The sequence below is a fragment of the Streptomyces sp. OR43 genome (genome assembly GCF_008042275.1).
Taxonomy (GTDB): domain Bacteria; phylum Actinomycetota; class Actinomycetes; order Streptomycetales; family Streptomycetaceae; genus Streptomyces.
Window position 1 is genome coordinate 328,404 of sequence record NZ_RDBK01000043.1, and the last position, 22,990, is coordinate 351,393.

Genomic DNA, 22,990 nt, shown 5'->3' on the forward strand with positions numbered 1-22,990 from the left:
TCAGCGCCTTCCCAGAAGCAGCCGGGCCTCGCCGACCGTGATCACGGATCCGGTCACCAGTACCCCGGCGCCCGCGTACTCGTCCTCTTCCTCGGCGAGGGTGATCGCCGCCTCCAGCGCGTCGTCCAGCCGGGGTTCGACCTGGACGCGGTCGTTGCCGAAGACCTCGACGGCGACCGCCGCGAGCTCGTCGGCGTCCATCGCGCGTGCGCTGGAGTTCTGCGTGACGACGACCTCGGCGAAGATCGGCTCGAAGGCTTCCAGGAGCCCTCGCACGTCCTTGTCGCCGCTGGCCCCGACCACACCGATCAGCCGGGAGAAGCCGAAGGCCTCGGAGAGTCCCTCGGCGGTGGCCTGGGCGCCCGCCGGGTTGTGCGCGGCGTCCAGGACGACCGTCGGGCTGGAGCGGACCACTTCGAGGCGGCCCGGCGAGATCACCGAGGCGAAGGCCTTGCGGATGATGTCGGCGTCGAGCGATCCGGTCTGCTCGGCACCGATGCCGAAGAACGCCTCGACCGCGCAGAGCGCCACCACCGCGTTGCGCGCCTGGTGGGCGCCGTACAGCGGAAGGAAGATGCCGTCGTACTCGCCGCCGAGGCCGCGCAGCGTCAGGAGCTGGCCGCCGACCGCGATCTCGCGGGAGACGACGCCGAACTCCATGCCTTCGCGGGCCACGGTGGCGTCGACCTCTACGGCCTTCTTCAGCATCACCTGGGCCGCGTCGACGGGCTGCTGGGCGAGGATGACCGTCGCGTCCTGCTTGATGATCCCCGCCTTCTCCACCGCGATCTCGCCCGGTGTCGAACCCAGCCGGTCGGTGTGGTCCAGCGAGATGGGGGTGACGACGGCGACCGTGGAGTCGATCACGTTGGTCGCGTCCCAGCTGCCGCCCATGCCGACCTCGACGACGGCGACATCGACCGGCGCGTCGGCGAAGGCCGCGTAGGCCATGCCGGTGAGGACCTCGAAGAAGGAGAGCCGGTAGGGCTGCTGCGCGTCGACCATCTCGACGTACGGCTTGATGTCCTCGTAGGTGGAGATGAACCGCTCGGGGTCCATCGGGGAGCCGTCCAGGCTGATCCGCTCGGTGATCGACTGGACGTGCGGCGAGGTGTAGCGGCCGGTACGGAGGTCGAAGGCGCCGAGCAGGGCCTCGATCATGCGGGCCGTGCTCGTCTTGCCGTTGGTCCCCGTGATGTGGATGGAGGGGTAGGCGTGCTGCGGATCACCGAGCACGTCCATCAGCGCGGCGATGCGCGCCACGGACGGCTCCAGCTTGGTCTCGCCCCAGCGCCCGGCGAGCTCCTGCTCCACCGCGCGCAGCGCCTTGTCCACCTCCGGATCGGCGGGGCGGGCGGGGACCTCGTCGCCCTGGGGCGGTCCGGAGGCGGCACGCAGCGTGCGGCTCCCGGCCTCGATCACCGCCAGGTCGGGGTCGCGCTGGGTCGCTTCGTCGACGATCTCCGCGAAGGTCTCGTCGGAGTCGGACGCGTCGTGCCGGTCGGAAGGGCGGGGCTCACTCACGGGGCCAGTCTACGGACCGGCACGGACATCGCGCGCAGCGCCCGGCGGCGGGGGTACGGGGAAGCCCCCGTACCCCTCGCGGGAGGGATACGGGGGCTTCGCCGGGTTCCGGTCTCAGCTCTGCGGCAGGGCCGCCAGCTGGCCGGTGATCCGCTCGATGTCGGACTCGGCCTTGGAGAGCCGGCCGCGGATCTTGTCGACCACGTTGTCGGGGGCCTTGGCCAGGAACGCCTCGTTGCCGAGCTTGCCGGTGGCCTGCGCCTTCTCCTTCTGCGCGGCCTCCAGGTCCTTCGTGAGGCGCTTGCGCTCGGCACCGATGTCGATCGTGCCGGACAGGTCGAGCGCGACGGTGGCTCCGGCGACCGGCAGCGACGCCGTGGCGTGGAAACCGTCCCCGGCCGGCTGAAGGCGCAGCAGCTGGCGGATGGCCGCCTCGTGCGGGGCGAGCGCGGTCCCGGTCAGGGTCAGCTCGGCCGGAACCTTCTGGCCGGGCTGGAGCCCCTGGTCGGAGCGGAAGCGGCGGACCTCGGTGACGACCTGCTGGACGAGCTCGATCTCCTTCTCGGCCGCGTCGTCACGGAAGCCGCTGTCGGCCGGCCAGTCGGCGATGACGACGGACTCGCGGCCGGTGAGCGCGGTCCACAGGGTCTCCGTGACGAACGGGACGACGGGGTGCAGCAGGCGCAGCATCACGTCGAGGACCTCGCCCAGGACCCGGCCGGAGACCTCGGCCGGGCGGCCACCGCCGAAGAACGTGGTCTTGGACAGCTCGACGTACCAGTCGAAGACCTCGTCCCAGGCGAAGTGCCGGAGCGACTCGCTGAGCTTGGAGAACTGGTAGTCGTCGTAGTACGCGTCGACTTCGGCGACCGTCTTGTTGAGGCGGGACAGGATCCAGCGGTCCGTCACCGACATCTCGTCGGCGGACGGCAGTTCGCCCTCGATCGTCGCGCCGTTCATCAGCGCGAAGCGGGTGGCGTTCCAGATCTTGTTGGAGAACTTGGCGGAACCCTGGACCCACTCCTCGCCGATCGGGACGTCGGTGCCGGGGTTGGCGCCGCGCGCGAGGGTGAAACGGAGCGCGTCGGAGCCGTACTTGTCCATCCAGTCCAGCGGGTTGACCACGTTGCCGAAGGACTTCGACATCTTCTTGCCGTGCTCGTCGCGGACCATGCCGTGCAGGACGATCGTCCCGAACGGCGGGACGCCGTCGTTGACGTACAGGCCGAACATCATCATCCGGGCGACCCAGAAGAAGAGGATGTCGTAGCCGGTGACCAGGACGGAGTTCGGGTAGAACTTCGCGAGGCTGTCGGTCTGTTCGGGCCAGCCGAGCGTGGAGAACGGCCACAGGCCCGAGGAGAACCAGGTGTCCAGGACATCGCTGTCCTGGGTCCAGCCCTCGCCGGTGGGCGCCTCGTCGTCCGGTCCGACGCAGACGACCTCGCCGTTCGGGCCGTACCAGACGGGGATGCGGTGGCCCCACCAGAGCTGGCGCGAGATGCACCAGTCGTGGAGGTTGTCGACCCAGTCGAAGTACCGCTTCTCCATCTCCTGCGGGTGGATCTTGACCTTGCCGTCACGGACGGCGTCACCGGCCGCCTGGGCGAGCGGGGCGACCTTGACCCACCACTGGAGGGAGAGGCGCGGCTCGATGGTGGTCTTGCAGCGCGAGCAGTGGCCGACGGAGTGGACGTACGGCCGCTTCTCGGCGACGATCCGGCCCTCGGCGCGCAGGGCGGCGACGATCGCGGAACGGGCCTCCAGGCGGTCCAGGCCCTGGAAGGGGCCGGGGGCCGTGATGACGGCGCGCTCGTCGAGGACCGTGAGGAACGGCAGGTCGTGGCGCTTGCCGATCTCGAAGTCGTTCGGGTCGTGCGCCGGGGTCACCTTGACGGCGCCGGTGCCGAACTCGGGGTCGACGTGGTGGTCGGCGACGACCGGGATGGTGCGGTCGGTCAGCGGCAGCTTGATCTGCTTGCCGACCAGGTGCTTGTAGCGCTCGTCGTCGGGGTGGACGGCGACCGCGGTGTCACCGAGCATCGTCTCGGCGCGGGTGGTGGCGACGACGATGGTCTCGTCGCCCTCGCCGTACTTCATGGAGACCAGCTCGCCGTCGTCCTCCTGGTACTCGACCTCGATGTCGGAGATCGCGGTGAGGCAGCGCGGGCACCAGTTGATGATGCGCTCGGCGCGGTAGATCAGCTCGTCGTCGTACATCTGCTTGAAGACGGTCTGGACGGCCTTGGACAGGCCCTCGTCCATGGTGAAGCGCTCACGGGACCAGGCGACGCCCTCGCCGAGTCGGCGCATCTGGCCGGAGATTTGGCCGCCCGACTCGTTCTTCCACTGCCAGACACGCTCGACGAAGGCCTCGCGGCCCAGGTCGTGGCGGGACTTGCCCTCCTTGCCGAGCTCGCGCTCGACGACGTTCTGGGTGGCGATGCCGGCGTGGTCCATGCCCGGCTGGTAAAGCGCCTCGAAGCCCTGCATCCGCTTGCGGCGGACGAGGGCGTCGATCAGCGTGTGCTCGAAGGCGTGTCCCAGGTGCAGGGATCCGGTGACGTTGGGCGGCGGGATGACGATGGAGTACGGCGGCTTGTCGCTGTTCTCGTCGGCCTCGAAGTAACCGCGTTCTACCCAGCGCTCGTACAGCTTCCCCTCTACCTCGGCCGGCGTGTACTGGGTCGGCAGTTCGGGGATGCTGACTGGCTGCTGCGCTGCGTTCTCGGTCACGCCCCACAGTTTAGGGCCGTCACAAGCGTGCACTGAAACCGGTTTGTTCAGTAACGGTCTCCCTCCCGGTGCCCCACGCCCGCGGGCCGTCCGTCAGGATGTTCGGAACGCATAAGAACTCATGAGCATCACGAACAGGGGACTCCGCAGATGAGCTACAACCAGCCGGGCCCGTACGGTGGCCAGCCGCCGCAGGGCCAGCCCGGACCGTACGGCCAGCAGCCGGGCCCCTACGGCGGTCAGCCGCCGCAGGGCCCGCCGCAGSYGCAGCCCGGCTACGGCTACCCGCAGCAGGCCCCCCAGGGCGTCCCGCCCCAGCAGCAGCCCCCGCAGCCGGGCTACGGCTACCCGCAGGCCCAGCAGCCCGGCCCGTACGGCCAGCAGCCCCCCACTCCCCCGTACGGCGGCCAGCCGGCCTACGGGCAGCAGCCGGGCTTCCCTCCGGCCGCCCCGCAGAAGAAGAAGACGGGCCTGATCGTGGGCGGCGTCATCGTCGCGCTCGCGGTGATCGGCGGCGGGGTGTACTTCCTGACGTCGGGCGGCGCCAGCAACAGCGATGTCGCGGACTCCACCAAGGGGTACAAGCTGACGCCGTCGGCGACGCTGGACGGGTACAAGAAGCAGGCCGGCTCCGAGCAGTCCGGAGCGCCGACCGGTGAAGAGAAGACCAAGCTCGAAGGTCTCGGCATTGAGAAGCCGCAGAAGGCGGGCGCCCAGTATCAGTCCGGTTCCGAGGACAACCCGCTCGCGCTGAAGTCGATCACGCTCACGGGCTACTGGGGTGACGTGACCGACCCGGCGAAGGTCATCGACAACGCGTTCAACAACGCGGAGTCGGAGTTCACGAAGGGCGAGGAGGGGATGGAGGTGCAGCGTGTCGGCAGCCCCAAGGCCCTCACGCCTGACGGCTTCAATGGCGCCCTCATGAAGTGCCAGGACCTCAAGGTGCTGAACAAGGACGGCGACGGCACTGCCGCCAAGGGGCCGAAGGAATTCACCATCCCCGTCTGCGTCTGGGCCGACTACAGCACCGTGGGCACCGTGATGGGCGTGGACGTGAGCCTCTCCATGACCGGCAAGGGAATGGCCCAGGACGAGGTGGCGGGCATCACCGCCAAGCTCTACAACGCCTCCCGCACCAAGATCTGACCCACGCAACGCGAAGGGGCGCCCCGCGGGTCGAACCGGCGGGGCGCCCCTTCGCGTACGGCTCTACGACACCGCTACGCGGACTTCTCGTGCCGCCCCTCGTCACCCTTCCCGATCGTCCGCGGCTCGCGCGGGACCAGCGTCGGGTTGACGTTGTTGCGGACCACGTCCGCCGTGATGACGACGCGGGCGACGTCCTTGCGGGACGGCACCTCGTACATCACCGACTGGAGGACCTCCTCCATGATGGCGCGCAGGCCGCGCGCGCCGGTCTGGCGCAGGATCGCCTGGTCGGCGATGGCCTCCAGCGCCTCGCGCTCGAACTCCAGCTCCACACCGTCGAGTTCGAACAGCCGCTGGTACTGCTTCACCAGGGCGTTGCGCGGCTCGATGAGGATCTGGAGCAGCGCCTCGCGGTCCAGGTTGTGGACCGAGGTCAGGACCGGGAGGCGGCCGATGAACTCGGGGATCATCCCGAACTTCACCAGGTCCTCCGGCATGACCTCCTGGAACTGGTCGCTCGCCTGGATCTCCCGCTTGGAGCGGATCGTGGCGCCGAAGCCGATGCCCTTGGCGCCGGCCCGGGACTCGATGATCTTCTCCAGACCGGAGAAGGCGCCGCCCACGATGAACAGCACGTTCGTCGTGTCGATCTGGATGAACTCCTGGTGCGGGTGCTTCCGGCCACCCTGCGGCGGTACGGAGGCGGTGGTGCCCTCAAGGATCTTCAGCAGGGCCTGCTGGACGCCCTCGCCGGAGACATCGCGGGTGATCGACGGGTTCTCGCTCTTGCGGGCGACCTTGTCGATCTCGTCGATGTAGATGATCCCGGTCTCGGCCTTCTTGACGTCGTAGTCCGCGGCCTGGATCAGCTTCAGCAGGATGTTCTCGACATCCTCGCCGACGTAGCCGGCCTCCGTCAGCGCCGTCGCGTCCGCGATGGCGAACGGGACGTTGAGCATCCGGGCCAGCGTCTGCGCGAGGAGGGTCTTGCCCGAGCCCGTGGGGCCGAGCAGCAGGATGTTGGACTTGGCGAGTTCGATCGCGTCGTCGCGGTTCGCGCCGCCGCCGTTCTCGCCGGCCTGGACCCGCTTGTAGTGGTTGTACACAGCGACCGAGAGGGCCTTCTTCGCGGGCTCCTGCCCGACGACGTATCCCTCGAGGAACTCGTAGATCTCGCGGGGCTTGGGAAGTTCCTCCCAGCGGACCTCGCTCGTCTCCGCGAGCTCCTCCTCGATGATCTCGTTGCAGAGATCGATGCACTCGTCGCAGATGTACACACCGGGCCCCGCGATGAGCTTCTTCACCTGCTTCTGGCTCTTTCCGCAGAACGAGCACTTGAGCAGGTCGCCGCCATCACCGATGCGTGCCACGAGGTGCTTCCCCTTCGCCTGGGAGACGCCTGGTTCAGCGGCTCCTGGTGCCTCTATCCGACGGTACCTTGCCTGGGCCCCCGTTCGGGCCCCCCTTGGCACGGTTCACACGGCCGAGGCCGGGTGACCCTGCCGTACCAAGGGGTAAAGGCCGACGTCAGGCGGCCGCTCCGGCCGCGCTCTTACGGGTCGAGACGATCTGGTCGACCAGGCCGTAGGCGAGGGCGTCATCGGCGGTCAGGATCTTGTCGCGCTCGATGTCGTCGCGGATCTTCTCGATCGGCGTGGTGGAGTGCTTCGCCAGCATCTCCTCCAGCTGGGTCCGCATCCGGAGGATCTCGTTGGCCGCGATCTCCAGGTCGGAGAGCTGCTCACGGCCGGTCTGCGAGGACGGCTGGTGGATCAGGACGCGGGCGTTCGGCAGCGCCATGCGCTTGCCGGGGGTGCCGGCGGCGAGCAGCACCGCGGCGGCGGAGGCCGCCTGGCCCATGCAGACCGTCTGGATGTCCGGCTTGACGAACTGCATCGTGTCGTAGATCGCGGTGAGCGCGGTGAACGAGCCGCCGGGGCTGTTGATGTAGATGGAGATGTCCCGGTCCGGGTCCATCGACTCCAGGCACAGCAGCTGCGCCATGACGTCGTTGGCGGACGCGTCGTCGATCTGCACGCCGAGGAAGATCACGCGCTCCTCGAAGAGCTTCGCGTACGGGTCGTACTCGCGCACGCCCTGCGAGGTGCGCTCCACGAAGCGCGGGACGATGTAGCGGTTGTCCACCTGCGGGCCGGTGTAGAGGCCGCTCGCGGACGCGCCGGGGAAGTTGTTCATGTGGGTGTTCACCATCCTGGTGGCGTTCTGTGGGCTGGGTTTCTCGGCGTACGAGAGATGCGGTGCGCGGTGCGGTGCGATCCGGTGGAGCCGGATCAGGCGCCGGTGCCGCCGCCGCCCGGAACGCCCGATGCGATCGTGATGATCTCGTCGATGAGGCCGTAGTCCTTGGCCTCTTCCGCGGTGTACCAGCGGTCGCGGTCGCCGTCGCGGATGATCGTCTCCACGGTCTGGCCGGAGTGGCGGGCGGTGATCTCCGCCATCCGCTGCTTGGTGCGCAGCAGGTACTGGGCCTGGATCTTGATGTCCGAGGCCGTACCGCCGATGCCGGCCGAACCCTGGTGCATGAGGATGTCGGTGTTCGGGAGCGCGAAACGCTTGCCGGCGGTGCCGCCGGTGAGCAGGAACTGGCCCATCGAGGCCGCCATGCCCATACCGATGGTGACCACGTCGTTCGGGATGTACTGCATGGTGTCGTAGACCGCCATGCCGGCCGTCACCGAACCACCGGGGCTGTTGATGTAGAGGTAGATGTCCTTGTCCGGCTCGGCGGCAAGGAGCAGGAGCTGTGCGGTGATCTTGTTGGCGATGTCATCGTCGACCTGCTGACCGAGGAAGATGATGCGTTCGCCGAGCAGTCGGCTGTAGACCTGGTCACCGAGGCCTCCACCGAGGGACGGCTCTCCGGCGGCGTAGGGCATCAGATTCGTCACGTATCCACCTGCTCGTCTCTGACGGCTCCGGCCGTCTCAGCGTCTTCGTACCGGGTGGGCCGGGACTCCCCGACCCTTCCTCTTCATGGACCCTAACGCGCAGGTGGGACAACGCCATCCCGCTTCCGCAACTGTTCGCTGGGAGCGCAAGCTCCGCAGTCCGCACAAGGGTTGTGGGGGGCGTCCGCCGATACGACGACGGGCTCCGGACGCGTTGGCGTCCGGAGCCCGTCGTGCGGGTTCAGCGCGAGGCTCAGGCCTCGGTCTTCTCCTCGGCGGCGTCGGCGGTGCCCTCGGCGGCCTCGACCACCTCGGTCGCCTCCTCCGTCGCCTCTTCGTCGTCCTCCAGCTCGACGACCTCACCGTTGGTGTCGATGACCTTGGCGGCCTCGACGACCACGGCCAGCGCCTTGCCGCGGGCGACCTCGCCGACGAGCATCGGCACCTGGCCGCCCTCGACGACGGCCTGGGCGAACTGGTCCGGGCTCATGCCGGAGGACTGCGCGCGCCGCAGGAGGTGCTCGGTGAGCTCCTCCTGGTTGACGTTCAGCTTCTCCTTGTTGACGAGCTCGTCAAGGATGAACTGGGTCTTGATGCCCTTGACGGCCTGCTCGGACGTCTCGGCCTCGAACTCCTCGAGGGTCTTGCCCTGGATCTCCAGGTACTTCTCGAGGTCGAGACCCATCTGGCCGAGCTGGTGGTGCTCCAGGTTGTGCTTGCGGGTCTGGACCTCGTCCGCGAGCAGCTTCTCCGGAATCGGGACCTCGGCGAGCTTCAGCAGCTCCTCGAGGACGCGCTCCTGGGCCTGGGTGGCCTGCTCGTACTGCTTGGTTTCCTCGAGGCGCTTGCGGCTGTCCGCCTTCAGCTCGTCCAGCGTGTCGAACTCGCTGGCCATCTGGGCGAACTCGTCGTCCAGCTCGGGAAGCTCGCGGGCGGCGACGGCGGTGACCTTGACGGTGACCTCCGCGTCCTTGCCCTCGGCGGAGCCGCCCTTCAGCTGGGAGGTGAAGGTGGCCTCGCCACCCGCCTCCAGGCCGGTGACGGCGTCGTCGATGCCTTCGAGGAGCTCGCCGGAACCGATGGTGTACGAGACACCCTCGGCCACGCCGTCCTCGAGGACCTCGCCCTCGACCTTGGCCTGCAGGTCGATGGTGACGACGTCACCCTCGACGGCGGCGCGCTCGACCGGGTTGGTCGAGGCGAAGCGCTCACGGAGCTGCTCCACGGCCTTCTCGACGTCCTCGTCGCTGACCTCGAGGGCGTCGACGGTGACCTCGATGCCGGAGTAGTCCGGGATCTCGATCTCGGGGCGTACGTCAACCTCGGCGGTGAAGGAGAGCAGTTCGCCGTCCTTCAGCTCCGTGATGTCGACCTCCGGCTGGCCGAGGACGTTGAGCTCACCCTCGTTGACGGCCTCGGTGTAGAACTTCGGGAGCGCGTCGTTGACGGCCTCCTCCAGCACTGCGCCACGGCCGAACCGCTGGTCGATGACCCGGTTGGGGATCTTGCCCTTGCGGAACCCCTTCACCGTGACCTGCTGGTTGATCTTCTTGTACGCCGCGTCGAGGCTGTCCTTGAGCTCCTCGAAGGGCACCTCAATGCTGAGCCGAACCCGGGTCGGGTTCAGGGTCTCCACGGCGCTCTTCACGGTTCGGTCTCCTTGGTGGCTGACTTCTTGGGGTTCTGCTCCACCGCACAGGAGGCGGCTTCGCGGACCGAGCCCGGTACATCAGACACACGGGCACGCATTTTGCATAGTAACGGCAAGGGGGAGAACTCCCACAATGCGATCTTGCCGGTGGTCGGGGTGGCCGGATTCGAACCGACGACCTTCCGCTCCCAAAGCGGACGCGCTACCAAGCTGCGCCACACCCCGTCGGTGCGACACGAAGGGTACATGCAGACAGGTGGTGCATCGGACGCTTTCCGCGGGCTTCGCCGGACTCGGCGCCGCGCGTCGTCATCGGGTGTGCGGGCAGACCCCGCGACCCGCTACGATGCTTCTCGTGCCGCGGTCCCCGTGACCTGCGGTGCGCTGTATGCGGGCGTAGCTCAATGGTAGAGCCCTAGTCTTCCAAACTAGCTACGCGGGTTCGATTCCCGTCGCCCGCTCCATGCTTCGGGCCCGGCTCGGCGGCTCCCCTCGGGGATGGCCGCCGGACCGGGCCCTTCGCATGTCCCGACCGTGCGCCGAGGCTGCGGCCCCGGGGGCGGCCGGACCGCCCTCGGGCCGGGATGCCTCAGAAGCTGATCTGGTTGATGCTCTGCGCTATCGAGTCCATGAACCTCTGGATCGACGGCGCCATGCCGGTCGACGCCAGGAAGAAGCCGAAGAGCACCGCGACGACCGCGGGTCCGGGCTTGATGGAGCCGCCTCGGATCATGACCACCAGGATGATCGCGAAAAGAAGCACCACAGACAGCGAAATGGCCACGACTGCTCACACCCTCGGTCGGTCCGCCTTGCCGGCCCGGAGGTGTGCGGCCACGCACTCCTCCGTTGCCTTCCATCGTGCCACCAACTCCCCTGTGGTCGCTGCCAGGTGACGGATAGACCTGGCGATATCGCGCCAACTTGCGCCCCCTGCGCCCCCTGTGCGCCGGTCACTTGACGAGGTCCGGGCGCAGTCCCGGCCGGACAGCCGCACGGACGGTGTCGCAGCGCTCAGCTGCGGAAATCCCGGAGTGCGCAGCAATTGAAACGGCGATCGTTTCCGTACTCACACAGTTTATTCACAGGCATTACCCGTGTCCGGGCGAGACGTAATTCCCGCACCCCAACTGCCTGCCGATATGCACGATTTAAGCGGGATTAACACGCCCATACCGGACAGATTTCGATGGTTTGGTATTTGATCCGACGGGAACACGCGATATCCGACGGCGGTTTTACGAATCGCAATCAAGACGTCTAGGGTGCCTGAGATGTTCCAAGCTCCGAACGTATTTCAGAGGGCCACGCTCCCACCGGCGACCCGGGAGTCGGAGCCCAGACGCCAAGCACCTTCGGCGACGGAGAACGGCCCCGTAGCGACCCCCGCCCGGCCTGCGCAGCCGGGCGGTGCCGAGCGGGCGGCCGGCGCGAAGAGGCGTGACGCCTACTTCGACAACGCGAAGTACCTGGCCATCGTGCTGGTCGCGGTGGCCCACTCGTGGGTGCCGGTCATGGACGGGAGCAGGGCCGCGCGTGCGCTGTACATGGTGACGTACACGTTCCACATGCCGGCCTTCATCATCATCTCCGGTTATTTCTCACGCTCGTTCGACATGAGCCCGGCCAAGGTGAAGCGTCTGGTCACCGGAGTCGCCGTGCCGTATGTGGTGTTCGAGACGGCGTACTCGCTGTTCCGGCGGTACGCGGACGATCCCGACGCCGCGATCACCCTGACCGAGCCCTGGTACCTGACCTGGTTCCTGGCCGCCCTGTTCATCTGGCGGCTCACCACACCGCTGTGGCGCAACCTGCGTCACCCGCTGGCGGTCTCGCTCGTCATCGCGTCCCTCGCCTCGCTCGCCCCCGGCATCGGCGACGATCTCGATCTGCCGCGCGTCCTGCAGTTCCTGCCGTTCTTCGTGCTCGGACTCCAACTCAGGCCCGAGCATTTCCAGTTGGTCCGCCGGCGCGAGGCAAGGATGCTCGCCCTGCCGCTGTTCGCCCTCACGCTGGTCTTCGCCTACTGGGCGGCGCCCCGGATGGAGCTGGGCTGGTTCCTGCGCAACTCGGCCGCCCAGGACATGGGAAATCCGTGGTGGACCGGGGTGGTGATGACGTTCGCGCTGTTCGGCTGCGCGACGCTGCTCACCGCCGCCTTCCTGTCCCTGGTCCCACGGCGCCACATGTGGTTCACGGTCCTCGGAGCCGGCACGATCTGCGGCTATCTGCTGCACGGGTTCATGGTGAAGGGCGCCACGTACGCCGGTGTCTTCGACCGGAACGAGTGGCTGATCTCCCCGACCGGTCTGGTGCTGGTCAGCGTCGTCGCCGCGGCCGGGGTGACGCTGCTGTGCACGCCGCCGGTGCGACGCGCCCTGCGCTGCGTGACCGAACCGGACTTGAACTGGGCCTTCCGGCGGGAGTCCGCGAAGCTCTGAGCGCGCGACATCACGCCCCTGGACATCCGCAGACACCGGAGCCCGGCCCACTCATGGGCCGGGCTCCGACGTGTTGGCTCAATCCTGCCGCTCGGCGGGTGGTCGCGGGGCGGCGAGCCCGAGCAGACCCCGTACCAGCGCATACTTCTCGGTCAGCCGGGTACGGGTCGCCGGTTCCAGCACCGCGAGGCGGGCCGGGTCGGCGTTGTGCGCGAGGTCGGCCTCCTTGATCAGCAGGGCGCCGGGCGTGGCCAGGACGCGCCGGGTGTACGCCGCCAACTCCTCGCCGTCCCGCTTGGTGACGGCCAGCACCATGTCCTTGACCTGCTGCGGAAGCGCGGCATCGGCCAGCCACCGCTCCGTCAGCGCGTCGTCCTCGACCGCGTCGTGCAGCCAGGCCGCGGCGATCTGTTCGTCGCTGCCGCCCCGCGCCCGCACCCCCTCGGCGACGGCCGCGAGGTGCTCGCCGTACGGCCGGCCCGCCTTGTCCCGCTGGGCGGCATGGGCCTCGCGGGCGATCGCCTCTACTTCGGCCAGGGTCAGTTGCGCTCGGGATGCGGTCATGGGGCGAGCCTAGGAGAGGCCGCATCGTCGGTACCCACCCGTTGCCGCGAGGCCGACGAGGTCGTCGAAGCCGTCCGGGCCGTCATAGTTGCATCGTCAATCGTTCGGTAAACTAATTACTGACGATTTCTTGACGCCCTCTTGACCTGACGATCTCCGACCCCACGAAGGATCAAGCTCATCGGACACGCAGACACGCTCATCGCCATGGGTGGCGCCTTCCTCGCCGCCGCAGTCCTCGCCCGCGTCGGCAGCCGCATCGGACTGCCGACCATCCCTCTGTTCATCCTTGCCGGGATCCTGCTCGGCCCGCACACCCCCGGCATCGTCCTCGTCGCCGACCCGCACGACCTGGAGATGCTCTCCGCACTCGGCCTGGTCCTGCTGCTCTTCTACCTCGGCCTGGAGTTCCACCTCGACGACCTCAAAGCGGGCGGCCGCAAGATGGCCGTCGCGGGCGGCGCCTATCTCGCCCTGAACGTCGGTGCCGGACTCGGCTTCGGCTTCGCGCTGGGCTGGGGTACGTCGGAGGCGCTGGTCCTCGCCGGGGTGCTCGGCATCTCGTCGTCGGCCATCGTCACCAAGGTCCTGGTGGACCTCGGCCGCATCGGCAACCCGGAGACCAAGCCGATCCTCGGCATCATCGTCGTCGAGGACGTGTTCCTCGCCCTGTACCTGGCGGCCCTCCAGCCCATCCTCTCGGGCGCCGACAGCCTCGCGTCTGCCGCGGTCGACGGGGGCAAGGCCTTCGGATTCCTGCTGATCCTCGCGCTGGCCGCCCGGTTCGGCACCAAGGTCATCGGCAAGCTCATCAACACGCGGGACGACGAGCTCCTCGTCATCTCCTTCCTCGGCGCCGCCGTCCTCGTGGCCGGCATCTCGGAGTGGTTCGGGGTGGCGGACGCCATCGGCGCCTTCATGGTGGGCCTGATGCTCGGCAGCACCACCTCGGGGGAACGCATCCTCAAGCTGGTGCACCCGCTGCGCGACGCCTTCGGAGCCATCTTCTTCTTCGCGTTCGGCCTCTCCATCAATCCCGGCGACCTGCCGACCGTGCTGTGGCCGGTGCTGGCCGCCGTGGCGGTGACCCTGGCCATGAACGTCGTCGCCGGACTCGCCGCCGCCAAGGTGTACGCGTTCGGCCCGCAGGCCACGGCGAACATCTCCACGACCCTGGTGGCGCGCGGCGAGTTCGCCCTGATCCTCGCCACGATGGCGGCGGGCGCGGGGCTGGACGAACGGCTCTCCCCGTTCATCGCGGGCTATGTACTGGTCCTCGCGGTCCTGGCTCCCCTGGCCGCCGGGCGCTCGCACTGGCTGGCCCGGTTGCTGCCAGGCGGGCGCGAGGCGGTTCCGCTCCCGATCCGGTGATGGACGGGTCCGCGTTGACGTACGTCCGGTTCGGGCAGGTTCCGTACGGTTCCGGATTCAGGACCGGCGCGACAGCAGCAGCAGCGCCCGGTCGTCGTTGACGTCCTTGGCGCAGGCCTCGATGAGATGCCAGGCCGCACCCTCGAAGCCGGTGGTCACATAGCGGTCGGCCTCGCCCGTCAGCCGGTCGATGCCTTCCGCGATGTCCCGGTCGGACGCCTCCACCAGACCGTCGGTGAACAGCATCAGGACGTCGCCGGGCGCGAGATGGCCCTTCACGGCGTCGAACTCCGCCCCGTCGTACACCCCGAGCAGCGGGCCCTCCGCCGCCATCTCCTCCCACTGGCCGCTGCCGGCGTGGAGCTGGAGGGCCGGCGGGTGGCCCGCCGAGAGGAGTTCGTAGTCGCCCGACTCCAGGTCCAGCACCAGATGGATGGAGGTGGCGAAGCCCTCGTCCCAGTCCTGGCGCAGCAGATAGCCGTTGGCCGCGGGCAGGAAGCCGTGCGGTGGCAGCGATCCGAGCAGTCCGCCGAAGGCTCCGGAGAGCAGCAGCGCCCGGGAGCCGGCGTCCATGCCCTTGCCGGAGACATCGGTGAGCACGGCCTCCAGGGTGCGGCCGCCGTTGGTGCGGGCCGCCACGACGAAGTCCCCGGAGAAGGACTGGCCGCCGGCCGGGCGCAGCGACATCTCGCGGTGCCAGCCCTGCGGGAGGCGGGGCAGGGCGCTCTGGATCCGGATGCGTTCGCGCAGGTCGAAGAGCATGGTGCCGCCGCGCCGCCACGGCACGCCGACCCGGGCGCGGAACTGGGCGAGGACCAGGCCCAGGAAACCGCAGGCGGCGACCGTCAGCACGGTGCCCGGGGTGACCCGGGCCGGTCCGTCCTCGTACGGGCCGAGCCAGAGGGACTCCACGATCAGGGCCGCGGCGGCGGTCGCGTACAGGCCGAGCAGGCTGGCGGGCCGCAGCAGGAGGCCGCCCGCGACGATCGGCAGGACGAGCACGGTCGGCGAGCACCACACCGGGTTCAGCAGGGTCGCGCAGGTGATCGCCGGAATGGTCAGCAGCAGCGCGGCCAGGGCGATCCAGTCCGAGCCGTCCCCGCGGAAGTAGTCGACCCCGGACCGGCGCAGGGCGGTGCGTACCCGGTGCGCCGATTTCCTCAATCGGGCCGGATATGTCTCTGCTCCTGCGCGTCGGGCCATTGCGGGGACCTTATCCACCCGGCGGGCTCCGGTGCAGGGGGACCCCTGTGACAATGTGTTCGAAATCGACTCGCCTCGCCGTGAAAGCCCTGGTAGGGATGGCATATGACAACAGAGCTCCGTGTTTTGCAGCCTTCCGAATGGAACAAGTGGTTCTCGTCCCTGGAGCTCGCGTTCGGTGGGTCCGAGGAGCCCGCCGAGCAGCGCGAGCAGTACAGGTCCGTGACCGAGTACGAGCGGTCGATCGGGATCTGGGACGGCGACGACGTGGTCGCGACGACGGGTGCGTTCACTTTCCGGTTGGCCGTGCCCGGCGGAGCGCTGGTCCCCGCGGCCGGGGTCACGATGGTGAGCGTCGCGTCCACGCACCGCAGGCGCGGTCTGCTGACCTCGATGATGCGCCGCCAGCTGGACGACGTACGGGCCCTGGGTGAGCCGATCGCGGTGCTGACGGCGTCGGAGCCGGAGATCTACGGCCGCTTCGGGTACGGGGCGGCGACCCGCCAGATGTCCCTGGCGATCGATACGGACCGGGTGCGGCTGAGCGTGCCCGAGGGCACGGACGAGGTGCGGCTGCGGTATGCGCGCGAGGACGAGGCGGTCGACGCGTGCGAGAGCGTGTACGCGCGGCTGGTTCCGGGCCGGCCGGGCACCCCGGCCCATGGCCCCGGCTGGGAGCGCAAGTCGCTGATCGATCCGGAGAGTTCACGGGCGGGCGGCTCGGCGCTGCAGTGTCTGCTGGCGGAACGTGACGGGGAGCTCGTCGGCTACACGAACTACCACATCAAGCCGGACTGGGACAATGCGGGCCCCAAGGGGCGCATCGTGGTGAGCGATCTGGCGGCGCTCGACCCGGCGGCCTACGCGGCGCTGTGGCGGTTCCTCTTCGCGATCGACCTGACGTCGACGGTCGAGGCACGGAACCGGCCGACGGACGACGCGGTGCTGCATCTGGTGTCGGACGTGCGGCGGTGCGACATCCGGCAGCGGGATTCGCTCCATCTGCGACTGGTGGACGTGGGCGCCGCGCTGGAGGCGCGGACCTACCGGGGGCCGCTGGACGTCGTGTTCGAGGTCGAGGACGCGTTCTGCCCCTGGAACGCCGGACGTTGGCGGCTGACGGCCGACGCGAAGGGCGGCGCGTCGTGCAAGCGTACCGAGGACGCGGCCGATCTGGCGCTGTCCGTACGGGAGTTGGGCACCGCGTATCTGGGCGGCGAGTCCCTGGGGTCACTGGCCCTGGCCGGGCGCGTCAGGGAGCTGCGGGCCGGCGCGGTGGCGGAGGCGTCGTCGGCGTTCCTGTCCGACGTGGCGCCGTGGCTGCCGCGGGGGTTCTAGGCGGGGTGCGGTAGCTGCCGCGGGGGTTCCAGGGTGGGTGCGGGTCCGTCCGGCGACAGGCTCTGTCCTCAAGCGCCGGACGGGCTTGATTCTGCCCGCGCGGGGACTCGGACACCGAGCGGCGTCGGCTGCGCCCAGCGCCCTGCGGGCGCTCTGTCCTCAAGCGCCGGACGGGCTGGATTGCGCCGGACAAGCCGGGGATATGCCTGACAGGCCGGAATGTGCCGGACGGGCTGGGAATATGCCTGACGGGCTGGGGATTCGAGCCCGTCCCGCGACTGGGGACAACGGTGCGGCCGGAGGCCGCACGCCGGTCGGGCCGGGACAGCCGCTACGCGGCCTGGCACCCCGGGCACCAGAACAGGTTCCGGGCCGCCAGGTCCGCCGTGCGGATCTCCGTGCCGCAGATGTGGCAGGCCTGCCGGGCGCGCCGGTAGACGTACACCTCGCCGCCGTGGTCGTCCACGCGCGGCGGGCGGCCCATCGCCTCGGGCAGGTGCTCGGGGCGCACGGTGTCGATGCGGTTGTTCCGTACGCCCTCGCGCATCAGCGCGCCCAGGTCCGACCAGATCGCGTCCCACTCGCGGCGGGTGAGGTCCTTGCCGGCCCGGTACGGGTCGATGCCGTGCCGGAACAGCACCTCCGCCCGGTACACGTTGCCCACGCCCGCGACGACCTTCTGGTCCATCAGCAGGGCGGCCACGGTGATCCGGCTGCGGGAGATCCGCTGCCAGGCACGCTCGCCGTCGTCGCCGCTCCGCAGCGGGTCGGGGCCGAGCCGGTCGTCTATCGCGCGCTTCTCCGCGTCGGTGATGAGGGCGCAGGTGGTGGGGCCGCGCAGGTCCGCGTGGTGCGCGTCGTTCAGGAGGCGGAGGCGGACCGTGTCAGTGGGCGGCGGGGCCGGGACCGTACCGAACTGGAGCTTGCCGAACAGGCCGAGGTGGATGTGGATCCAGCCGGTGTCCTCGAAGCCGAGGAAGAGGTGCTTGCCGTGGGCGTCCACCCCGTTCAGCACCCGGCCGTCGAGGAGGGCGGCGCTGTCGGAGAACTTGCCCTGCGGGCTGCTCACCCGCACCGGCCACCCGGCGAACCGGTCCAGGTGGTCCTCCGCGAGGCGGTGGATGGTGTGTCCCTCGGGCACGGCTGCGGATCTCCTCGATGAGGCGCGGGCGGACATGGCTGTGCCGCCGGGTATACCGGCGGCACGGTTCAGGGTAGGCGGTGGTCAGCCCTGCTGCGGGTGGTGGGCCGGGATCGGGGGAAGCTCGCCGGTGTTCTCGTACGCGGTGAGCATCTCGATGCGGCGGGTGTGCCGCTCCTCGCCCGAGTACGGGGTGGAGAGGAAGATCTCGACGAACTTGGTGGACTCCTCGGCCGTGTGCATCCGGCCGCCGATGGAGATCACGTTGGCGTTGTTGTGCTCGCGGCCCAGCGCGGCGGTCTGCTCGCTCCAGGCGAGTGCGGCGCGGACGCCCTTCACCTTGTTCGCGGCCATCTGCTCGCCGTTGCCGGAGCCGCCGATCACGATGCCGAGGCTGTCCGGGTCCGCGGCCGTCTTCTCGGCGGCGCGCAGGCAGAACGGCGGGTAGTCGTCCTGGGCGTCATAGATGTGAGGACCGCAGTCGACGACTTCGTGGCCCTGTGCCTTGAGCCACTCGACGAGGTGGTTCTTGAGTTCGTAACCGGCATGGTCGGATCCGAGGTACACGCGCATGGGAGGAGTGTGGCACGAGCGACGCCGGGTAACCGACGACGGGGTGCGGTGTGGCCCCGATGTGCGGGCCCTGTGTGGGCGATGCCACTGAGGCAACGATCCGGTCAAGGAACCGGAGGAATGGGTTCCGCTTTCGGGGTTCACCGGGCTTCAATGCATCGCTCGCCGCTCCACCACCGTGGCGCGGCGAGTCACGCAACCGAGTGATCCGAAAACGTAAGGATTCGATCCATGACGTCGCAGACGACTCTGGCAGGGCCGGGCCACCAGCCCGACGGGCCGGACCGTTCGGACCGGACGGGGCCCCGGGGCGGGCTCCAGGCGGGTCTCAAGAACCGTCACCTCTCGATGATCGCGATCGGCGGTGTCATCGGCGCGGGCCTGTTCGTGGGCTCCGGCGCCGGCATCGCCGCCGCCGGACCGGCCATCCTGCTGTCGTACGCGCTGGTCGGCCTGATGGTCGTCTTCGTGATGCGGATGCTCGGCGAGATGGCGGCCGCCCGCCCCGCCTCGGGCTCCTTCTCCACCTACGCCGACCAGGCGCTGGGCCGCTGGGCCGGGTTCTCGATCGGCTGGCTGTACTGGTTCTTCTGGGTCGTGGTGCTCGCCGTCGAGGCCACGGCGGGTGCCAAGATCCTGGAGAGCTGGGTTCCGGCGGTGCCGCAGTGGGGCTGGGCACTGATCGTGATGCTGGTGCTGACCGCGACGAATCTGGTGTCCGTCGGTTCGTACGGCGAGTTCGAGTTCTGGTTCGCCGGGATCAAGGTGGTGGCGATCGGCGCGTTCGTGATCGTCGGCCTGCTCGCCGTCTTCGGGGTGCTGCCCGGGTCGGACCATGCCGGATCCGGACTGGCCCACCTCACCGACACCGGCGGCTTCTTCCCCGAGGGTCCGGGCGCGATCCTCACCGGTGTGCTGATGGTCGTCTTCTCCTTCATGGGAAGCGAGATCGTGACGCTGGCGGCCGGTGAGTCGGAGAACCCGCAGCGCGCCGTGCAGAAGGCCACCAACAGCGTCATCTGGCGGATCGCCGTCTTCTACCTCGGCTCGATCTTCGTCGTGCTGACCCTGCTGCCGTGGAACGACCCGTCGATCCTCGACAAGGGCAGCTACGTCGCCGCGCTCGACGTCATCGGCATCCCGCACGCCGGCCAGGTGATGGACGTCATCGTGCTGACGGCCGTGCTGTCCTGTCTGAACTCCGGCCTCTACACGGCCTCCCGGATGGCCTTCTCGCTCGGCGGCCGCGGCGACGCTCCCAAGGCGTTCGCCCGGACCAACAAGCGGGGCGTGCCGCAGGCGGCGATCCTGTCCTCCGTCGTCTTCGGGTTCGTCGCCGTCTTCTTCAACTACCAGTGGCCCGACACCGTCTTCGCGTTCCTGCTGAACTCGTCCGGCGCTGTCGCGCTGTTCGTCTGGCTGGTCATCTGCTTCACCCAGCTGCGGATGCGCGGCATCATCCTGCGTGAGTCGCCCGAGAAGCTCGTCGTACGGATGTGGCTCTTCCCGTATCTGACCTGGGCGACCATCGCGATGATCTCGTTCGTGCTGGTCTACATGCTGACCGACGACGCGGGACGCGAGCAGGTGCTGCTCTCGCTGCTGGTCGCGGTGCTGGTGGTGGCCGTGTCCCTCGTACGCGAGGCGCGCAGGCGCCGGAGCGGCGAGCCGGCCGTGACCGTCGAGAAGTGATCATCCGTACCTGACGGACGTTTCCGGGGCGGGGCCTCCACGCCCCGGAAACGCGGAGGAGGCTCGCCGGTCGGGTGTCGCGATGCGACCCGGCGAGCCTCCTCAGTGGCAGCTACGGCATCAGCCGCGACGGCCGATGAGCTTCCAGGACGCCGGCAGCGCGCCCATCGCGAGCGCCGCCTTCAGCGCGTCGCCGAGCAGGAACGGCGTCAGGCCGGCCGCGATCGCGGCGCTCGCCGACATGCCGGTGGACAGCGCCAGGTAGGGCACGCCGACCGCGTAGATGATCGCGGAGCCGAGCACCATCGTGCCCGCGGTCCGCAGCACCGAGCGGTCGCCGCCGCGGCGGGCCAGGCCGCCGACCACGGTGGCGGCGAGCAGCATGCCGAGCACGTAGCCGAAGGAGGCACCGCCCGCGCCGGAGCTGCCGGCCGAGAACCACGGCATGCCGGCCATGCCGACGAGCGCGTACACGGCGAGCGCGAGGAAGCCGCGGCGGGCGCCGAGCGCGGTGCCGACCAGGAGCGCGGCGAAGGTCTGGCCGGTGACCGGGACCGGGGAGCCGGGGACCGGGACGGCGATCTGGGCCGCTATGCCGGTCAGCGCGGCGCCGCCGAGCACCAGGGCGGTGTCCACGGCGTAGCGGTGCCGGGCGGCGGGCAGCAGATCGGCGAGGACCGCTCCGGTACGGACGGGGGCGGCGGCAGCAGTGCTCATCGGGACTCCGCGGGGTGAGGGCAGGTGGGGACAGACTGGGGCTGACGTTAGCCGACGGAGCACGGCGGGATCACCATCAGCGGCCCACAAAGGGACGGTTGAGGGATTGGTGGGGTTCACACAAAGGGCGGCACGCAATCGCGGCGGGGCGTGATGCTCGTCACGGAGGTGGGACCAGATGCGGCGGCCGCCGAGCGGGAAGGCCTTCCGCGTCCGGACTGTGAATTCCCTCTAAAGCGAGGGTTCATGGCCGGGCGGGGCTCCACACGGCCGGGTGTGCGCGGCGTGTGAGCCTGGTGACCGTATAGCGGACAGCCGTTCCTCGTGAACGGGGCGCGTGTTCAGACTGTGTACCCGTCCCCCGTCTCACCGACCGAACAGAGCTCGTCCATGCCTCGGACCTCCGCGCCTCCCCCCACAGGCTCCCCGGCCGTCGCCTCCGCCACCGGAAGCGACTCGGCCCTCACCCACGGACTCAAGCAGCGCCATCTGTCGATGATCGCCCTCGGCGGTGTCATCGGCGCCGGACTCTTCGTCGGCTCCGGCGCGGGCATCGCCGCCGCCGGGCCCTCGATCGTCATCGCCTACGCGGTCTCCGGGCTGCTGGTCATGCTCGTGATGCGCATGCTCGGCGAGATGTCGGCGGCCAATCCGGCCTCCGGTTCGTTCTCCGTCCACGCCGAGCGGGCGATCGGGCCGTGGGCGGGGTTCACGGCCGGCTGGGCGTTCTGGGTGCTGCTCTGTGTCGCCGTCGGCCTGGAGGGCATCGGCGCCGCCCAGATCATCGGCGGCTGGCTGCCAGGGACCCCGGAGTGGGCCTGGGTAGCGCTGTTCATGGTGGTGTTCCTGGGGACGAACCTGGCCTCGGTGACGAAGTTCGGCGAGTTCGAGTTCTGGTTCGCGGCGCTCAAGGTCGCCGCGATCACGCTGTTCCTGGTGCTGGGCGTGCTGGCGATTCTCGGCGTGCTGCCGGGCACGGACGCTCCAGGGACCGCCAACCTCAGCGGCGAGGGCGGCTTCATGCCGAACGGGACCGAGGGCCTGGTCATCGGACTCCTCGCCTCCGTCTTCGCGTACGGCGGCCTGGAGACGGTCACCATCGCCGCCGCGGAGTCCGAGAACCCGGTGCGGGGTGTCGCGAAGGCGGTGCGGACGGCGATGTGGCGGATCGCGCTGTTCTACGTCGGCTCGATGGCGGTCATCGTCACGCTGGTCCCGTGGGACGACGCGAAGGTCGTGGAGGTGGGCCCGTTCTACGCGGCGCTGGACCACCTCGGCATCGGCGGCGCGGCGGAGATCATGAACGTGGTCATCCTGGTGGCGCTGCTTTCGGCGATGAACGCGAACATCTACGGCGCCTCCCGCATGGCCTGCTCGCTGGTCGCCCGCGGCCAGGGCCCGAAGCGGCTCGGCAAGGTCACCTCCGGCGTCCCGCGCACGGCGGTGCTCGTCTCGTCCGTGTTCGGCTTCCTGTGCGTGCTGCTGAGCTACTGGCGCCCGGACGACGTGTTCCCGTGGCTGCTCAACATGATCGGCGCGGTGATCCTGGTCGTCTGGATCTTCATCGCGGTCTCCCAGCTGATCCTGCGCGCCCGGCTGGAGCGCGAGGCGCCCGAGAGGCTGGTGGTGCGGATGTGGCTCTTCCCGGGCCTGACGGTGGTGGCGCTCCTCGCCATGGCCGGCATCTTCTTCCTGATGCTCCGCCAGCCCGACACCCGCGACCAGCTGCTGGCGACGGGTGCGCTGACGGCGGTCCTGATCGCGATCGGGGTCGTACGGCAGCGGCGCGCCGCTTCCCCCACGGACAAGTAGCCCCGGTACACGACACGCCGGGCGGGCCCGATCTCTCGGGCCCGCCCGGCGTTTTCGTGCGCCCGTGGACGCGTGGTCCTACGCCGAAGGACCGATGACCGCCCAGCCACTCCTACTGTTAGCCTGCTCTTGCATATAGGTTGCAATAACAACAGTTCAGCAGCTG

At 69.3% G+C, this 22,990-nt stretch carries 18 protein-coding genes and 2 tRNA genes; 7 read left to right on the forward strand and 13 right to left on the reverse strand.

What is annotated here, in order from left to right; translation table 11 throughout:
* Both folC and EAO72_RS19890 read right to left on the reverse strand, forming a co-directional pair.
* The gene (gene folC, locus EAO72_RS19885; RefSeq protein ID WP_148018681.1) at positions 1–1,524 is read right to left on the reverse strand and encodes a bifunctional tetrahydrofolate synthase/dihydrofolate synthase; all 1,524 of its coding nucleotides are present in this window, start codon (positions 1,522–1,524) and stop codon (positions 1–3) included.
* A gap of 114 nt (positions 1,525–1,638) precedes the next feature.
* Positions 1,639–4,260, reverse strand: coding sequence for a valine--tRNA ligase (locus EAO72_RS19890; RefSeq protein WP_148018682.1), 2,622 nt, complete (start codon positions 4,258–4,260; stop codon positions 1,639–1,641).
* Positions 4,261–4,410: 150 nt separating this feature from the next.
* Between EAO72_RS19890 and EAO72_RS19895 the strand changes: the two genes are divergently transcribed.
* Positions 4,411–5,409: a hypothetical protein gene (locus EAO72_RS19895; protein ID WP_148018683.1), complete on the forward strand. Its 999-nt coding sequence runs from the start codon at positions 4,411–4,413 to the stop codon at positions 5,407–5,409.
* A gap of 74 nt (positions 5,410–5,483) precedes the next feature.
* On the opposite strand, the gene clpX is transcribed toward EAO72_RS19895, so the two are convergent.
* The 5 genes from clpX to EAO72_RS19920 all read right to left on the reverse strand — a co-directional run bounded on the left by clpX (position 5,484) and on the right by EAO72_RS19920 (position 10,197).
* On the reverse strand, positions 5,484–6,782 hold the full coding sequence (gene clpX, locus EAO72_RS19900; RefSeq protein ID WP_148018684.1) for an ATP-dependent Clp protease ATP-binding subunit ClpX: 1,299 nt from the start codon (positions 6,780–6,782) through the stop codon (positions 5,484–5,486).
* Positions 6,783–6,939: 157 nt separating this feature from the next.
* On the reverse strand, positions 6,940–7,623 hold the full coding sequence (locus EAO72_RS19905) for an ATP-dependent Clp protease proteolytic subunit (protein ID WP_148018685.1): 684 nt from the start codon (positions 7,621–7,623) through the stop codon (positions 6,940–6,942).
* An 80-nt stretch (positions 7,624–7,703) separates the two neighbouring features.
* Positions 7,704–8,309, reverse strand: coding sequence for an ATP-dependent Clp protease proteolytic subunit (locus tag EAO72_RS19910; RefSeq protein ID WP_018551584.1), 606 nt, complete (start codon positions 8,307–8,309; stop codon positions 7,704–7,706).
* Between the two features lie 265 nt (positions 8,310–8,574).
* A complete protein-coding gene (gene tig / locus EAO72_RS19915) occupies positions 8,575–9,969 on the reverse strand; it encodes a trigger factor (RefSeq protein ID WP_148018686.1) in 1,395 nt (464 codons plus the stop codon).
* Positions 9,970–10,120: 151 nt separating this feature from the next.
* Positions 10,121–10,197: transfer RNA gene (locus EAO72_RS19920), tRNA-Pro, on the reverse strand.
* A 165-nt stretch (positions 10,198–10,362) separates the two neighbouring features.
* Between EAO72_RS19920 and EAO72_RS19925 the strand changes: the two genes are divergently transcribed.
* Positions 10,363–10,436, forward strand: a tRNA-Gly gene (locus tag EAO72_RS19925).
* Between the two features lie 125 nt (positions 10,437–10,561).
* Here EAO72_RS19925 and EAO72_RS19930 read toward each other — a convergent pair.
* Positions 10,562–10,756: a hypothetical protein gene (locus EAO72_RS19930; protein WP_148018687.1), complete on the reverse strand. Its 195-nt coding sequence runs from the start codon at positions 10,754–10,756 to the stop codon at positions 10,562–10,564.
* A gap of 490 nt (positions 10,757–11,246) precedes the next feature.
* Here EAO72_RS19930 and EAO72_RS19935 point away from each other — a divergent pair, with 490 nt between their 5' ends.
* Positions 11,247–12,413, forward strand: a complete 1,167-nt coding sequence (locus EAO72_RS19935; protein WP_148018688.1) for an acyltransferase family protein — start codon at positions 11,247–11,249, stop codon at positions 12,411–12,413.
* Between the two features lie 78 nt (positions 12,414–12,491).
* On the opposite strand, the gene EAO72_RS19940 is transcribed toward EAO72_RS19935, so the two are convergent.
* A complete protein-coding gene (locus EAO72_RS19940; RefSeq protein WP_148018689.1) occupies positions 12,492–12,977 on the reverse strand; it encodes an HD domain-containing protein in 486 nt (161 codons plus the stop codon).
* 207 nt (positions 12,978–13,184) lie between these two features.
* Here EAO72_RS19940 and EAO72_RS19945 point away from each other — a divergent pair, with 207 nt between their 5' ends.
* Positions 13,185–14,348, forward strand: coding sequence for a cation:proton antiporter (locus EAO72_RS19945; protein WP_148018690.1), 1,164 nt, complete (start codon positions 13,185–13,187; stop codon positions 14,346–14,348).
* A 57-nt stretch (positions 14,349–14,405) separates the two neighbouring features.
* Here the strand turns inward: EAO72_RS19945 and EAO72_RS19950 are convergent, their stop codons facing one another.
* Entirely contained in the window at positions 14,406–15,551 is a 1,146-nt protein-coding gene (locus EAO72_RS19950; protein WP_148018691.1) for a PP2C family protein-serine/threonine phosphatase, read from the reverse strand.
* A 105-nt stretch (positions 15,552–15,656) separates the two neighbouring features.
* Between EAO72_RS19950 and EAO72_RS19955 the strand changes: the two genes are divergently transcribed.
* Positions 15,657–16,889 carry a GNAT family N-acetyltransferase gene (locus EAO72_RS19955; protein ID WP_148018692.1) on the forward strand — a complete coding sequence of 411 codons (1,233 nt, stop codon included), beginning with the start codon at positions 15,657–15,659 and terminating at the stop codon, positions 16,887–16,889.
* A 331-nt stretch (positions 16,890–17,220) separates the two neighbouring features.
* Here EAO72_RS19955 and EAO72_RS19960 read toward each other — a convergent pair whose 3' ends face one another.
* Positions 17,221–18,030, reverse strand: a complete 810-nt coding sequence (locus EAO72_RS19960; RefSeq protein ID WP_148018693.1) for an Fpg/Nei family DNA glycosylase — start codon at positions 18,028–18,030, stop codon at positions 17,221–17,223.
* Positions 18,031–18,114: 84 nt separating this feature from the next.
* A complete protein-coding gene (locus tag EAO72_RS19965) occupies positions 18,115–18,603 on the reverse strand; it encodes a ribose-5-phosphate isomerase (protein ID WP_148018694.1) in 489 nt (162 codons plus the stop codon).
* 231 nt (positions 18,604–18,834) lie between these two features.
* Here EAO72_RS19965 and EAO72_RS19970 point away from each other — a divergent pair, with 231 nt between their 5' ends.
* Positions 18,835–20,295 carry an amino acid permease gene (locus tag EAO72_RS19970; RefSeq protein ID WP_148018695.1) on the forward strand — a complete coding sequence of 487 codons (1,461 nt, stop codon included), beginning with the start codon at positions 18,835–18,837 and terminating at the stop codon, positions 20,293–20,295.
* Between the two features lie 120 nt (positions 20,296–20,415).
* Here EAO72_RS19970 and EAO72_RS19975 read toward each other — a convergent pair whose 3' ends face one another.
* Positions 20,416–21,012 carry a biotin transporter BioY gene (locus EAO72_RS19975; RefSeq protein ID WP_148018696.1) on the reverse strand — a complete coding sequence of 199 codons (597 nt, stop codon included), beginning with the start codon at positions 21,010–21,012 and terminating at the stop codon, positions 20,416–20,418.
* A gap of 390 nt (positions 21,013–21,402) precedes the next feature.
* On the opposite strand from EAO72_RS19975, the gene EAO72_RS19980 reads away from it, so the two are divergent.
* Positions 21,403–22,824, forward strand: a complete 1,422-nt coding sequence (locus EAO72_RS19980; RefSeq protein WP_148018697.1) for an amino acid permease — start codon at positions 21,403–21,405, stop codon at positions 22,822–22,824.
* Positions 22,825–22,990 lie beyond the last annotated feature (166 nt).